The sequence below is a fragment of the Pseudoalteromonas sp. 2CM39R genome (assembly GCF_023161845.1).
The window spans coordinates 231469-247936 of sequence record NZ_JALNTM010000005.1 but is presented as its reverse complement, the minus strand read 5'-3'; the positions used below and the strand labels follow the sequence as shown (position 1 = coordinate 247936).

Annotated in this window: 6 protein-coding genes; all 6 read left to right on the top strand. The window is 39.5% G+C overall.

What is annotated here, in order from left to right; all coding sequences use genetic code 11:
* The 6 genes from MTF66_RS13555 to MTF66_RS13530 are packed head-to-tail and all read left to right on the top strand — an operon-like array spanning position 1 to position 16318.
* Complete coding sequence (locus MTF66_RS13555; protein WP_248527464.1) at positions 1–1893, top strand: hypothetical protein; 1893 nt, start codon at positions 1–3, stop codon at positions 1891–1893.
* Positions 1893–5006 (top strand): poly-gamma-glutamate biosynthesis protein PgsC/CapC, encoded by a 3114-nt coding sequence (locus MTF66_RS13550; RefSeq protein WP_248527463.1) that lies wholly within the window; start codon positions 1893–1895, stop codon positions 5004–5006. Before MTF66_RS13555 ends, MTF66_RS13550 begins: the two co-directional genes overlap by 1 nt.
* Complete coding sequence (locus MTF66_RS13545) at positions 4993–7257, top strand: hypothetical protein (RefSeq protein WP_248527462.1); 2265 nt, start codon at positions 4993–4995, stop codon at positions 7255–7257. The genes MTF66_RS13550 and MTF66_RS13545 overlap by 14 nt, the downstream gene beginning before the upstream one ends.
* A complete protein-coding gene (locus MTF66_RS13540) occupies positions 7247–7990 on the top strand; it encodes a hypothetical protein (protein ID WP_248527461.1) in 744 nt (247 codons plus the stop codon). Before MTF66_RS13545 ends, MTF66_RS13540 begins: the two co-directional genes overlap by 11 nt.
* Complete coding sequence (locus MTF66_RS13535) at positions 7975–12249, top strand: hypothetical protein (protein WP_248527460.1); 4275 nt, start codon at positions 7975–7977, stop codon at positions 12247–12249. The genes MTF66_RS13540 and MTF66_RS13535 overlap by 16 nt, the downstream gene beginning before the upstream one ends.
* Entirely contained in the window at positions 12239–16318 is a 4080-nt protein-coding gene (locus MTF66_RS13530) for a poly-gamma-glutamate synthase PgsB (protein WP_248527459.1), read from the top strand. Before MTF66_RS13535 ends, MTF66_RS13530 begins: the two co-directional genes overlap by 11 nt.
* Positions 16319–16468 lie beyond the last annotated feature (150 nt).

Genomic DNA, 16468 nt, shown 5'->3' with positions numbered 1-16468 from the left:
GTGTCTGCTGTTCAACAATTGTTGCGTTTAAAAAACTTGCGCGCATTTTGGCTTACCTTAAGCTTATTTTGTGTGGTCTTGTTAAGCAATATGTTCAACCTCTTTCAGGCGAGCAATGCTTTTTTCTATCAAAATTTAGAGTCACTAAGTCACATTCAACAAACTAATGTTGTACTTATTACCAGCGACCGCTTAACAGACAACCACCAGCAACTCGTTGAAAACTTGGTTGGTTATCAACCTCGCGCGATTGTAGTGCTGGCTAATGAAACATTAGTCGCACCAAAACTAGAAAATGTCTATTACCCATACGCTGAGGGAGAATATTGCGTACCACAAATTGATAATTGGGCTACTTATCAAATGCGCATTCCTCAATCAAATGAGCTTGAATGCAAAAGTATTTGGCAGCAGATATTTAATTATGATGCAGAACACGTACAACTTATTGACTTTGATTTAGCTGTCACTGCGCTGCCAAAATTTAGTGCTGAACGGGTGCTAAATGTTGACGTAATGAGTGAGCAACTTGAAAATAAGATTATTATCATTGGTCAAAAAGCGGCCGCTTTTAATGTCTTTATTCATGCCCCAAAAGTCGACGGCTTAAATGACCCTTTATTACTGATAGCCTATCTCGCTGACAGTATTGATAAACAAACGACTGTAAAACAACTGAATAGCTTACTGACTATTTTTATTGAGCTTGCGCTTGTTTTTGTACTGCTTTTTAGCTTTCAAAAACTGTCGCTCATATATTCTTTTATTATTGCCTTAAATAGCGTGCTGCTATGGTGCTTATTGGGCTATTTTTTCATTGAATTTAGTCAACTTTTCATCCCGATCGGACAATACATAGTATTGACATTTATCACCTTATTTTGGGTGATTGTTGTTCGAAAGATGTCTGAAGATAACGAGCTGAACACTGTTGTGAACAATATTCAGCAAAAAATGATGGGCCGTTTTATCCCACAAAGCTTTATTGAGCAAGCCTCGCCGTGGGATCCAATCATTCAATTAATTAGCCAGCAGCTAGACTTAGAAAAATCAATTTTCCTTGCTCGAAAAGAAGACGATCATCGTGTTGTTGAAATTCGTGCGATTAATTGTAATTTAGATGATATTCAAGAGATGCGCCGTGATTACAAGCGCACTCCTTACAGCAAAGCGTTAAAATCATTAGGGGTTGTACAAATTACCCGCCCCTTCTTTACACATATTAAAGAAGGTGAAATCGAATTTATGGCGCCCTTGGTTTATGCCGGTGACGTCCGCGGCTTTTGGGCACTATCTGTTATCCCCAACAAATACTTCAATCAGCAAGCGTTTGAAAAAAACGTCAATAAATTCGCAGCTCAAGTTGCTGAATTGCTTTTCCATTATCATATATTTAAAACGACTCAAGCGAGTAACAATAGCTTATTAAATCAATTACTAACCTTAAAGCTTCATGAGCCGATTAGTGAGCAGGTTAAACAATCTATTAATGAAATGGAGCAAAAGCTAACAACCTTAGAAATGGTGTTTAATCACACCCGCTCTGCCACTGTTTTATTTAATTTGTTTGGTCAAGTAATTCAAACAAACGCATCCCTTGAACAATTTGCCAAGCAGCACCAACTTGCGATTTTTGAAATGACGGCACTAGACCTACTTTGCAAGAGCTGTGATTTAGACGCTGAAATTGCTAAAGGGAAATTGCGTTATATCACTCTAAACAAAGCAGAAGTAGCCTTACCAGCTAAGTTTGGCGAACAAGACTATACCTTAAATATTAAAGCCCTACACACTGACAGCTCACAAGCGGCATCCGGTGAGCCTTTTCAAGTATCAGGTATATTATTTGAATTTATCGATAACCATGTAGCTCGTAATGAGGGGCAAGGTTAATGGATTTTGTGTTAGCACTCTTCCCTGCAGGTAGTGGCCTTGGTCAATCTGTTATTACAACAGTTTGGGTAGGCACTGCAGTTGTATGCTTACTTAACTTACGCTTCGGCTTTCCATTAACTGGCCTTGTAGTACCCGGTTATATCGTTCCTTTGTTAATAATTAGTCCGACCTCTGCGGCAGTTATTATCATTGAAGCTATTGTTGTTTATGCCTTAATGCGTTTCAGCGCACATTATATGATGGAAAAATTTGGCTATAGCCAAATGTTTGGTCGTGATCGTTTTTTTGCCATCATATTGATAAGTATCCTAGTTCGAGTATGTATGGATACCTTGTTTTGGCCGTTAATTGCAAACCAATTAAGTCGCTGGGATATCACCTTTGATTATGCTTCACAGCTCTACTCTCTTGGTCTGATCATTATCGCTTTAACAGCTAATGTAATGTGGAACGGAGGCTTTAAATATGGCTTAAAAGTAACCTTTATTCAGTTACTTATTACCTTTATTCTCGTACGTTTTGTGCTCATGCCTTTCACAAACTTTAGTATTGCTAACTTGGGTATTATGTACGAAGCAGTAGCTGCGTCGATTATTGCGGCTCCCAAAGCCTATATCATCCTAGTTATTACCGCTTTTCTTGCCTCTCGGGCGAATATTAAGTACGGCTGGGAGTTTAACGGTATCATGCTACCAGCACTTCTTGCCCTGCAACTTACACAACCGAGTAAATTACTAACTTCATTTGCTGAAACAGCCATTATTTTGGCCATTGGCGGGTCACTTATTCACTTTACTAGGCTTAGACACGCCAATATTGAAGGTGCCAGATTATTGATGCTGTTCTTCACTATCGGCTTTATTTATAAACTGATTCTTAACTACATTGTGGTCTGGTATTTCCCTGCCATAAAAGTGACCGATACTTTCGCGTTTGGCTATATGTTAGCGACTTTACTCGCTTTAAAGATTTATCAAAAAAACGCGTTAGGTCTTGTCGTCAGAGCAACATTACAAACTTCGATAGTGGGTGGTGTACTTGCCATTATCGTTGGCTTTATTGTTATGCTAATTCCTTCGATACTATCTAAGCCGAACCTTAAACCCGAAACTGAAATTCAGCATGTTATTACGCTTAATCAGCAAGTTAGTCAGTATAAAAGTTACCTTTATACCAGTCGTAGTAATAAAGTTAGTGTAAGTAGTTATAAAGCAAATCAAGCCGTTGCTGAGTTTAAGTATGCTGTTTATCAGCTTAATAAGGCAATCATTGAACAGCAAGATACCGCAGAGCTCTCAGCTTTATTTTCTAGCATTGGCTTTTTACTGCAAGGTGATGAAAACTATATTTATCTGATTGATACAATTGAAGATAGGCAACGCGGACTGTTTGTTTTAAACAAACAACCTAAAACCCCTTTATTAGTCACCGTGCCATTTCCAATTACTGAAAGTTTAGCCAGTGATTCTGCGGCCCTGATTTTCGAACAGCTACAAAGTAAAGCTTTGGTATTTGGTACAAGTAAAACACCACAAAAGACCTTAGCGAAAGAAAATCAACAAAGCCCATTTTATCTGGCGTTTATCTCTGCATTAGAAGGTACAGAGATATTGCAAATTCGAGAGGCCAACCGCCATACTGCTACTTTGTTTTCAGACAAAACAACACATGCAAACAACCAATATTGGATCTATAACCAATTACCAAGCTCAGTAAGTCAACGCGAGTTACATGATTTTGTCGGCAGTGAAACAACCTCTTTTGGCACGGCAACGAGTAGCAGCCTACCTTCTTCAAGCTTTTCTGGTTCAATGTTCGAAATGTTTTTAGATGGTGATAATTACACCAATATTTTAGCCAGTATATACCGTGATAATTTCAATTACAGTAATCTACAGTTGAATGAATTAAATGAAGAAATTAATCAAATAGTTGATATTTATTCGACTCACATAAGCAAAAAAGGCAGTTTTGACTATCTACCACTTTCTAATAGTCAGGTCGCACTTTGGGAGTTTGAAGTCTTAACGCCACTTTACAAGCTGATTGCTCGCATTGGTAATGATGCGCTGACTGAAGATATGCTAAATCAGCTAAAACAAATTAATGGCACCGCACAGCTTTTGAGCTATCAATTAAGACTTGTGAAAAACAACAGTGGCCGTTATTTACTGCTGAGCCCGCTAGATACTCCTGCTGCATTACAACAAGGCCAAGGCATATTCCTATTTAATTTGACCGAGCACGAAGCAATTACCTTAAGTGTCCCTAGACCTTTATTTGAAAGTAATACGTTAAGCTTTGCCAGTGAGTTATTTGCTAAGTCGAACGCTGCTAACCTACTCGTTGCAGGAGCGCACCCTTATGCACATCCACAAGCAAATGTATTAGCTGCAGATAATGTTGATTCTTTATTCAATATTATTCACCAAAGCTTCTTACGATTTACACAAAACCAGCCTAGCTTGAATATTCAAATTCGCAGCCATAGCGCACCTTCATGGATACGTCCAAATGCAATCGCATTCTCAACAACACAAATAAGCGATACAGCGATCCCATTAATGAAGCAGATTGACAATGAACTCAATGCGTTAGGTGTCAATTATCAAACAGTCATGGGGCAACAAGCCACTCGCGGTCTCGAGATTGGTAGCTCTCCGCAATCCGGTTACCAGCAGTTTAATGCCAATAGTGAGCTGGCAACCTTGTGGCTCGCTTCAGACTTTAAACAACAGTTTTCGATGGATCAAAGTAGTGTATTACAGCGTTTATTAGCCATTTCGAGTAACTCTAAGGTTAAGGTAATAAACCTTGCCACTCTATCACCATTTAACTGGCAACCGTTGGATGTAAACAAGAACCAACAGCTACAAACCCTTGTAAATAACTATGTCGCTAATCAGCGTCTCACATCATTGCGAGATTTTTGCTTCCAAATCCCCGCTTGTAGTTTACAAACCATCAAGCTGGAACACCTTGATAAATTCGCACTAATGATAAAGCAGAACAATAACATCCTTGCGATCTATAACCCGACAAACAATCAACTGATTGATGTAAAAGCATTTAACCTGCTAATGGGAGGAGGTCAGCGTGTATTTAATTAAACGCTTATTCGCCCTATTACTTATTTTGACATTACTTTTAGCTATATTTTTTGCAGGGCGCAGCTTTTTAGTGTGGCTAGACTCAGCAGAGCCCGTGGATGCACGTAGCAATACCGAAACGCGATCTAATGTACAGTGGTTAAGTAGCGAAAAGCCACTGCGATTTACATTTTCTAATCAGCGAACTCATTCTTTACGAATTCTCTCGAATGCCGTGTTTGACCAATCTGTGTTTCTTGAATTACCGGTCAATTACGCAATTAAATACGTTCTTTATGACGATAAAGGTAATGTGATTTTAGATAAAATTTACCATCACGCTTCAAAGCTAGTTAACAATAGTGAAGAACAACAGATCAAACAAATAATAGAGAATAAACAATCACTAAACGTTGCTTCTGGACAGTCTTTTTATTTGCCAATCACTCATTATCCAAATGCCAAAAGCCTTGATTTAACGCTGATCCCAGAAGAAAAATCACTACAAGGCGTGGTTGTCCGTGTTCATGCAAAAACTCCTGAGAAAAATATCGACCCACTCAACAGTTGGCTTAAACGCCCTCTAGAAAGGCGAAGACGTGCCACTGACTATTTAACTATGGGTGAAAACACGCTAACCAGCGCTGAAATTAGTAATGCGATGGCATTTTGGTGGCAAAAAATTGCACCTCAAGGGATCCCTGGTATCGACTTTAAATCTGACATTTTGTATGAAACGCTACCTTACAATGTCACTACTTATGACTTTAGCATGCAGCAGCATGACTTAGGCGCTTATTACACTGAACTTGGCCTGTGTGCCAGTATTAAACTTGATGTGACTGACAGCCTTATTTTCACCGTCAACTCAGAGCAGTTATTACCATCGCTAACTTGGTATGATAAGCATCAGTTCAAGGCGCCAATACCCATTAGTGTATCTCCAACCGATAGCAAAAATAGCTATCAGACAGAGCTTATTGATGCTGGCCTAGTCACCATTTGTAGTGAAGAGCCATTACTGACTAATTGGCGAACAGCGTCAAGCACACCAATTTTAACGAGTTATGCAGGCAGCTATTTGGTGAATGAATTTGCCAGTGTAGATTTTGATATAGAGCCAAATAGCAATCTCAATATTGACGTTCGTGCATTGCAAAGTAGTCAGCTTAACGTGGTTATTTATGATGAACGTAACCTAGCAATAGAAGATTACACCGTGACTTTAAAAGGTGAAGTGTCAGACTTCGACCGATTGATCACCGATACAACTCAAAGACAGCGTGTCGGTATGCTCAATAGTTACTATTTACGTGCCCCAGATAATGCTCATCATCTGAAAATTAGCGCTGAAAAAGATGTCTACGTTCGATTAAAATCTCGGTTAGCAGATTTCAATTATCAACGAACAATTTCTCATCAATATCTACCCGAGCCAATCAATAGTTTTTACGATATTGCCGCTTGGTATGAACAAAGAGCTGCAAATCATTATGAGTTAACGCAGCTAGCACATTTTACTAATATCCGTACTTTTACTCCGCCGAAAGAGCCGGATTTAGTGACAACTTTTTATCAATCTAAAGAGCTCTTTGCAAGGCTGCCATTATCAAATGTCGCTTTAGTGTTAAGTCCTGATCGCTATTTTATGCCGAAGTTACCACCGCAGGTGTTTAACTTTGGCTTATATAACAAAAATAACTATGCACCTTATGACGACTCTGAGGACAATAGTTTAGTTTATCGCTTAACTAACAAAAGCAGCAAAGAAGTCGCGATGTCTGAGCTATCGGTTGAGGCATTACAGCAATTACAGTCACAGGCGAAAACTATTTATCAAAATTGGTATGGAGAGCGCCCATGGATAAAGCAACGTATTTACCAGCTTGATAAATACACCCCTTTGACACTTGATTTCACAAAGCAACAGCGCCCTATGAGCGTAGTATTTAAAGTGTTTCGTGCAAATAGCAGCGAACCTGTTGAGTTATCGCTTACACAAAATGCTGACTACAAGTCTGGGCTGACCAGTGAATACAGCATCGCTAAACAACGCTTTATGCTACATCAATCGGCATTACTCGATGCTTTTTTAATTCACCCAAAAAATAGTCAGTTAACAAGCTATCCTAGCGTTACTCAAACAATCACTAATGACATTGCTGAATTACATTCCCTAACACTGCAAACAACTGACACGGTGTGGGTTTCTATACTTGAGGAATATCCTTTGCAGGAGCAAAAAGTAAGGTGGTGGAACCATGAAAACTAAAATAATGATGATTATAGTTTGGCTCTTTGTATCTACATGCCACGCAACACCTAGTTTAAATGAGCTTACCTTGAGCTTAAAGTTATGGCTTGTTGATCAGCAACAGACTCCCACACACTTTAATGTCAACCAAGGTGCTCTATTTGCAAATGAATCTTTAAATTCCGGTGGTGAAATTCATTATAAACAGCAAGGTGAAAAGTGCATTGCTTATGCACCACATCGCTTTTATGACAAACACACACATACTATTGCAAAGGCACTATATGCACACTGCCAAGTATTTTTAAGCAACACTAAACACCGCAACGACCGTGATGAGCATGGAGAACTTATTGACTTTGGTAAGTATAAACCAAGCGCGAGTAATACCTTTATTCTTGCATACTCTGAACATGTTGAGTCATTTTCGATTTATCAGATCCATGGTTACGCAAAAGAAAAAAGGAAGACTCCTGAGGGTAAAAAAGCTGATGCAATTATAAGTAATGGTCATGCAATACCTAGCAAGCGGACGATTGCAATCACAGCCTGTTTAAATGAACAGCTAGATATTACAGCTATGGTTTATGGCCTTGATGTTAAAGAACTTGGAGGCACCACCAATATTCTTGTATCGCTGGCTCCTAACAACAGTCAGTTTTTCCATATCGAGTTAAGTCGCCAGTTGCGTGAGCGATTAGTTTCTAATAACCAGCTACTTAAGTTGTTTAACCAATGCCTTACTTCATAATTGCTATTATTTTACTGCTGCTTTCAATGCAGCCTGCATACGCTGTTGATACCAATAGAGGTGTTCTTGAGCCCGCAAATTGGCTGCAAACTTCGCCAAAGCTCGCGCCCTATACCACCAGCCAAGATATGAGCTTTAGTGCCAAGCAACATCGCTATCTTTGGCTTCCTAAAGGACATTGGCTAGACATTGACCCTGAGCTTCTTAATAAATTCATTATTAGTGCGGGGAATACGCAATACATACAACAACGCCTACAAGTGCATCGCGATTTATTATGCGATACGAAGCGATGCCAACTCCCCGCTATGGGCCATAACCGAATTGTCGCCATCCAAAATCACCTAGATGAGGGTGCCACGTTCAGCGCTATGATTGGCCATATACCACAAAATGTAGATAGCTTTAGACGAGCTTTGTCGCTTGCTAAGCCCTCAGTTGTAACTAAAAACCGCAATGGCAGTGAACGTTATTATCAACTAAGCAAAAATGACGAAGTCACCTTGTTTTTCTCGGCGGCAAAAAAGCTTAAATTATCTGTTCGCCAAAATATGCAACAGCCTGATGAAAAAGGTGTTGTTTATGCGTATCTCGATAAACAATTGGTTGCTAAAATCAATACCATTAATAGCCAAGCATTAGAATATAAAGAACAGTCGTTAGGCCTTGAAAATACTGAGTACCTAGCTATCGCTGCCGGACAATACTTAACGATAAAAAGTAAAACCGATGCATTTATCAAACTGGAGCAAAGTCACCGCGCAATTTATGATGATAATGCTGCAGAAAAAGAACAAGAAAAATTACTGTTACCCTACTGGTATCAAATCGCTGATGATGCCATTACAGCGGTTTATCGCGACCACTCATTGCAGGTGTTTAGTGATGATGTATTTAAAGCAAATAACTCACTTGCCCTAAAACGCCGTACCAACTTGCTATCTATGATGACTGGGCAATCTCAGCTTAAGGGTAGTTATCGCACTTTGAACGCAGTTGAGTCTCAAAATAGTATGGTTACTGAACTCGCTGAGCAACGCTTAGTAGACGATCAGTTTTATCCGCGTATAAATCAACAGCTCCGCCTTATAACCACTTTAAGCCAATCTGCACAGCTATTTGATTTATCTAGTGAAAAACGTGCAACACCTTGGTTAACTTTAATTGCAAGGAGCACTAAAGACAGCCAATTGAAACTATCTGCAGGTGAAAATAGTTGGTTAGTAAACCTAAAAGCAACAAATGACTTTCAAACATTATTTATCTCTGTGCCACTGAGCAGTCAGTCGTTAACAATTCAAAGCTTAAGTAGTCAATCAAATAAAGTTGAGTTTGCGCTGTATGCAAGAACGCTTGCTGATCTGCCCAGCGACGAAGTGATATATCAACAAGCAGTTAATGCTAAGAATATAAGCCCTGCGATATCAAAACTGATTGCAGATGACCTACACAAACAACATGCTGATTATTTAGCGGCCATCGAGCCCTACGCGCCAGCACGTAAAAACGTCTCTGCATTTAATGCCGAACAATCATTATTAACAGCGAAAGACTTAGCTAATAGCGCCCCTCTCGATGCCTTAGCATTTTTAAAACCTCTGACCCAAAATGCGAATACAACAATTGCTAAACAAGCTTGGCAACTTAGAGTCGCAATTTTACGTAAACAGCAACAGTTCCACTTAGCCAATAGTTATTTAGAGGGCCTATACAAAAGTACACAGCAATTAGAGCTGAAGCAATTTGCAGCAAAAGCCTTGATTGATAGTTATCAAACAGAACGTCAAGATATTAAACTATTTGCACTGTGTGCAGGTAACTTAACAACCATAAATGAGTGCCCGCCAGTTTTGATTAATTTAGCGGTAAAACAGCAAAAACATCGATTGGCTGCGTGGCTGGCTCACTCATCAACTGTGCCAACTAAAGTATCTGAAAGCTTTAAAGCGCTTAACTATCAAACTCTCAGTGCCCCTCCCTTCATTGATGAAGCGCGTTATTTAGTAAAAGCAGGTATGCAAGAAACCTTTATTAACAGCCAGGGGAAATATCAAAAGACTGTCATCACACAAACAATGCCATGGCACTTTACAGCCCAAACACCTATTAATTTAGTTATTAAGGCTCGCACAGCAGCCAAGCAGAACGGTGAGTATCAAACCGCTTGGCTTATGGCTGAGAGTCAATATCAGCATAAACTCATGCCTATTTTTAGTGATATACCCGCCACTACTTTGTTTGTTAAAAACCAACAAGCGGCCTCAATTGCAGCCACACTAGTAATTCGCCTTAAAGCTGGTGAAGCGCTAAAAATAACAGCTGACCATACGAGTTATCTTGATGTGAGTTTCATTCCAGACTCTATATTTAGTCAGTTCGATTATGTGTCTGATGCCGCAAATAAATCCCCATCAAATGATATTATGTCGCTTATCTACTCTGCAGACGCTACACAAGCCGAACTTTTATTAAATGGGCTTTATTTACTTAGTAAAAAGCGCCTTACCAATAACCAATACACACAACTTCTTCAGCGCTTAGAAACCTTAGATGCGGATTCTAAGTCGACCTTTTTACAAAACAGAATAGAAAGTTATGGTCAATGGCAGCCATTAGATAGTTTGCTCGACTTTGCTGGTACGCGATTATTTGACATGCAAAGTACAGCACAAAGTAGCTTTGCAGATCGTTTTACATTGCTTAATACACAGGCAGGCTCCAATAAAGGCATACTGCTGCGCCCATTCCACACATTAAACATTGATTTAGCACAAACTGAAGGGCAACAAATTCGCTTTAAATTTAACTTTTCTACTGCTGAATTGGCTCGTGCAAATGTTGCTAACCTGTCATTACAATTAGCAAATGATCAAAAGATCTGGTCAGTCACAGAGCAGCAAAGCATTCCTTTCACATTTAACAAACGTGAATTGGATAACAACATCATTTCTGTCAGGTGGCTGAACCCGTATCTATCGCAGCATCTAACAATTGAAGCTGAACAATATGTTACAGGTCGCTGGCAACACCTAGAGCTGCCGACAACGTTACTCTTTTACACAGTGACACCTGATACGCCTTTAATGGCCAAATTACCTGCTGACAGACTCATTAAGTTAGAACAGATGAATGAGTTTAAGCGAACAGAAAGACGTTTCTTCCACCCTGCGGGTAAGGTTGAAGTGACTGCAGATAAATTACAATACGTTCGTTTGTATAGCTGGCAGCTAAGTGAGCAAAGCAATAAAATTTCACCTTACTCACAGGCAAAAACCCTGTTGCCTGAACTGGTCACTTATCAAGCGCCAGAAAAGCCTTCTATTATCAATAAGCAGATAAACCTACATAGTGACGAGTTAAATTGGCAGGGATTTATTCGCTACGATCAACAAACAATTTTCCAAAGTGCCGAAGATATACCTGCCCGTGAAGAAATAGATATAGGTGCCCGCTTACGCCTCAATGATGATCACCATTGGTATCAATTAGAGGGCTATTACTCTATGAGCGATAACCAGGCTGATATTTTTGCCCTAAATGGTTACCATTCTTGGCAAGATGAAAACAGCCCATGGTATATCGACACGCAAATCAACACACGTTGGCAGCCAAGCCATGATAGTTTTGACTTACAGTATGCATTAGATGCAAGTATCAGTATTGGTCAGTCTTGGCAGCGCGATACTGTGCACCGTCACCAATGGCAAGTAACGCCTTACATTCGCTATAGCAGCGCAGACCTTGATGATTACTTAGCCGATGAGCAACTAAACTCGAGCGTTTTCAACTTCTACCGTGAAAATCATGCACCTGGCTGGTTGAGTTATTACCAGTACCGTTATCAACCTTGGGTTGATAACTACCTTAACTTTGGTGTTTCCTCTGGCTCTAACGATGACTGGATAAGTCTAGACTACTTACGTTTCAACTCAAGCTGGAATCAGTATTATCGTGGCCACATTTTTCAAGTTGGTTTAGATAGCTACTATCGCTTTGCCGATGAGCATAGAGCTACAGCCACATGGCAATACATCACTCGCTTTGCGTGGCAAAAACAAGTCAATTTAGGCAGTTTTACAAATGGCTGGCTGAAACTAAGCTGGCAGCAAGACTGGGTCTGGAACAATCATAATATTAGTCTCGAGTTTTCATCAGGTAATAACCAGCACACCGGCTTTGCACCTTTTGCTCATGATGAAATTATTTTCCCTGCACTTCAACTTAACCATTTGCTAGAGCACAGTGATTATGAGCAGTAAACAACTTAAACAACGCCTAGAAACCTTGCTATTTGCTGATATAGCTAGTTTTTGGCTAGACTTATACCGTCAGAAGTATCATGAACTTGTTGATGAATTAAGCCAATGGGAGCTGATAAAAAATCAACCTGACGATGACGATGAAGATGACTGGCTTTTATTACAAGCGATTGCTTTCCTTACTCACAAGATTGAAACCTTGCAGAATCAGTTACTTAAACTTGATACCGACCATCGCCGTTTTGTAGAGCGTTTGAGCCATGCGGAGTTAAAAGCAGAACGTGAGTTTCACATTCTTGATTACGCATACATTTTAGGGGCAGACCGACTGCAGCTAAAAAAAGATCAAGAGGCTTTTCAGCGCTGGTTTGATGAAGGTGCGATGATTAATCGCTATCAAGATAAAACCTCTGAGCTTGAACAATCACTGAAATTTTTAATTGGTAAACTTGGGGATTTAGCGAATCGCTATTTACGTAGCCACGCTGACGAAATTGCGCAATCATGGCTGACTCTAAATTTAGAAAGCTTTTTCTTGTCGTTATTAGAAAAAACTGACAATGAAGCCATTCGCAACTCAATTTTTCGCGCTTTGGCAAACCAAGTGCAGCTAATAAGTGAATATGTAGATGATCCTGAGTTTAATGCCGAATTAGTAGAAAACTTACTACAGTCTCTTGAAAAAATAACAACCCCGCATGCTGCAAAAGTCGATATCTTAGAAATTTTAATTAATTTAAGGCCAACATTCACACGCTACTATATGCGCTCTCATATTGATTTAGAGCTACCTGAAAATGAGCAAATTGACCGAAGGCAGTTATTTTTACTCAGTGCCTTTGCTGGCATCCTTAGCAAACAGCTTAACCTCAGTGAGGTTAACATTAAACTATTATTTTTACTCGCCAAACATCGCTACCCAAGAGTAAGGCAAAGTGTCTATGAGCAGTGTGCTGTGTTGCCATGGCCATGCTCGCAACAGCTTATTTTAGAAGGCTTACAAAATGAGACTCAACAAGCTGTTAGGTTAACTCTGATTAAGCAATTAGCCGATCCACGTTTCAGTGAGCATCAGCAAGGATTCAAAGTTTGGCAACAACAGTTAATAGTAACGGCTAGCTTTGCTGAAAAGCGCTTATTACTCGAGTTAAGTCCTCGCATTTTGTTTAATCTGCAAGTGGATTGCCATACAGAGCAGCAAGCTAATAGTTTATTTAAATCATTTGTGGAATTTTTAAATCAGCGCCTAGAAGATGAGCCAAGCCTCGCTATTCGTCGGATTATCAGCCGTGTACGAGAACAACTTGTCAGCTTTATGCACCAGCAGCAAGTAGCACAACTTGAAGTTGACCTGAGCGCCCAAAAAAACCTAGATTTAGCTGATTGGAATGAGCAGTTACTCGGCAGGTTATTAAGTAATCAAGCGCAAAATTATGAAGCCTACAATGTCAGTGCGCGAAAGAAATCATGGCAAGTACAATATGGCTACAAGCGAGGCTTTCGTTTTTGGCGACTTTGGCATGAATTCAAAACGCCGAGTACTGATAAACGCCAGAGTTTTAACCACATGCATGCAAGAAAACCAAGTGCATATATGCATGTACCTAGTAGTACAGTGGCTGAAATTAGTCAAACAGAAGTCCCTGGCGAACCACGCTTTGATGAACAGCAATTTAGTGCTCGTGAACACTTGCCATTACTCGACTTTCTTTTGAGCAGCCTTTCTCAAGACAACCTAAAAACGCCAGCAAAAACCTATACACCGGATGGTATTCTTATAGTGACCCCACCGAAGCGCCTATTTAAAAGGCTTTACTGCTATAGCTGGATATCGTTTAACTATGAAAAATTAAACGAACTGAGAAATGGCTCAGAAGTTGAACAAAAACAGTTTCTAGAGATACTAAAAAGTAAAGGGTTTACACTTGATTTTCAGCCGTATGGTAGCGTACTTGATACAAACTTCCCGGTAGAAACAAGTATCAGTAGTTTATATAACAAACTCGCAATTACACCATTTCTTTTTAATCTATGGTCAAGCTTTAAAGAGTATGCGTATTCAATTTACCAAAATAGCATAGGCCAGCTTATATTCTTTGTGCTCAGCTTTATTGCCTACTTTTGGGCAAGGCATTTGAAAATAAGTCGTCAAATAAAGTCTGATAGAGCACAGATCCCTGTTTCAATTGGTGGTTGGGGAACGCGAGGAAAGTCAGGAACTGAGCGCTTAAAAGCCGCACTTTTTAGTAGCCTCACGTTAAAAGTTGTTAGTAAAACCACAGGCTGTGAAGCGACCATGATCTATGCCCGAGCCAGTGGTGAACAGTTCGAAATTCCTCTATTTAGACCCTTTGATAAAGCCAGCATTTGGGAACAAAGTGACGTTTTACACTTTGCCAAAAATGTTAATGCGGATGTTTTTTTATGGGAATGCATGGGCTTAACTCCGCGTTATGTGAGAATTTTGCGCAACTGGATGCAAGATAGCTTTTCAACTATCACTAACGCCTATCCGGATCATGAAGACATTTTAGGACCAACAGGTATCGATGTTGCTAATGAAACAAGCCATTTTATTGGTGAAAACAGCTTAGTATTCACCAGCGAGCAAAACATGACCCCTATACTTGAGGCGAATGCGAAGCAAAAGAATTCAAATTTAATTCAAGTCCATTGGGCTGATGGCCTACAAATTACCGAAGATATTCGAGCTCTTTATCCATATCAAGAGCATCCTGCAAATATTGCCTTAGTTTGTAAGATGGCAAAACACATTGGCCTCAGCAAAGATTATGTCTTTAAAGAAACCTCTGCGCGAATTATTCCTGACATCGGCGTATTACAACAGTTTCCTCGGGCACCAATAGGTTCTATAGAGCAATCTTTTGTAAATAGTATGTCGGCAAATGAGCGCTTAGCAACGCTTGAGAATTGGCGCAGACTCAGTCTTTATGAGCTCAATGATTGCCCTAAGACACAAGTCATTGCATTGATTAATAACCGTAATGATCGTGTCGCTCGCTCGAAAGTATTCGCTAATATTTTGAGCAATGACTTAAGGTTTGACCGAATTGTAGTGATAGGTAGTAATGTAGATGGCTTTTATAGTTATTTTATTAATGCATTAACAGAGCGAATTGATAAGCTCATTGAAAATAATGATATTGAAGAACTTGAAAGCCTATTGATACAACTGAACTTATTAACTGCAGAGCAGCTCCATGCCCGCTTTGTCCATGCATATGGGCAAACCAATGCAGATAAATTAATGTCGCTGAGTGAAGGAACACTCAATAAAGCCTGCGTAAAAGAAATTCTCGGAGATATTTTAGACTCACAAGTAGGTGTTATTTTGAGTTATTTCCGCCACCACTTTCAACGAAATGCGCTTGCAGCTTTACAAGAAAACATAGCTGAAAATGCAAATGAAATAAAAGAGCGCCTATTAACTATTACTAAGTCTAAAATAACAGTCCATGAAAATAGTAACTTATCTGCCGATGAACTTACTATTTCAACCGCCGATTTAGCTCTGCCAAATACGCATCAAGTTATTGTAGGCATGCAAAACATAAAAGGTGCGGGTTTAAACTACGTGTACGCATGGCAACAGTGGCAGAAAATACATCAAACCATACGTCACTTATTTACTGAACAGTGTTCAGCTAAAGAGTTTCGTACCGCACTTACAAACTTAAATATGATTGTTTCGTTCAATCTCATCGAAATAGACTATATGAAACAACATTTAGCAACTTTAAAGAAAACTCACCTTGCGCAAAATGAGTTTTGCCAGGCTGAAATATCTAGCCTCTTAGAAAAACTTGAAGAAGATGAATCAAACCAAAAGCAGGAGCAACAACAAGCCTTACTTGTGAAATACTTCAATCAACTAATTGAATCATTTTTAGATGCCGGTGCTGCAGTAAAACGGAAAAAGCGCGCAAACCAAATTTATCGCGATATTGCAGATCAGCGTATCACTTTAGAAAAAGCGATTAAGCTACTCGGTAAACTTAGTCGCAATCAAAAGTCTGGATGGTTCGCGAACAAGTCAAATCAAGACTAACTTTAGGGTTAGACCCAAAACCAAACCCCAATACTTACGGGGTTGGTTTTTTTGAGCTATAAAAAAATCTTGAAAAATCAGAAATTTCCGATCAAAAAACAAGCTTTTATAAATCATAAAGTTAAACGAATAAATGTAAAATCACTATAG

Excerpts from the sequence above, each read along its gene's own strand:
- MTF66_RS13540 (WP_248527461.1), top strand. The coding sequence starts at position 7,247 with ATGAAAACTAAAATAATGATGATTATAGTTTGGCTCTTTGTATCTACA.
- MTF66_RS13535 (WP_248527460.1), top strand. The coding sequence starts at position 7,975 with ATGCCTTACTTCATAATTGCTATTATTTTACTGCTGCTTTCAATGCAG.
- MTF66_RS13530 (WP_248527459.1), top strand. The coding sequence starts at position 12,239 with ATGAGCAGTAAACAACTTAAACAACGCCTAGAAACCTTGCTATTTGCT.
- MTF66_RS13550 (WP_248527463.1), top strand. The coding sequence starts at position 1,893 with ATGGATTTTGTGTTAGCACTCTTCCCTGCAGGTAGTGGCCTTGGTCAA.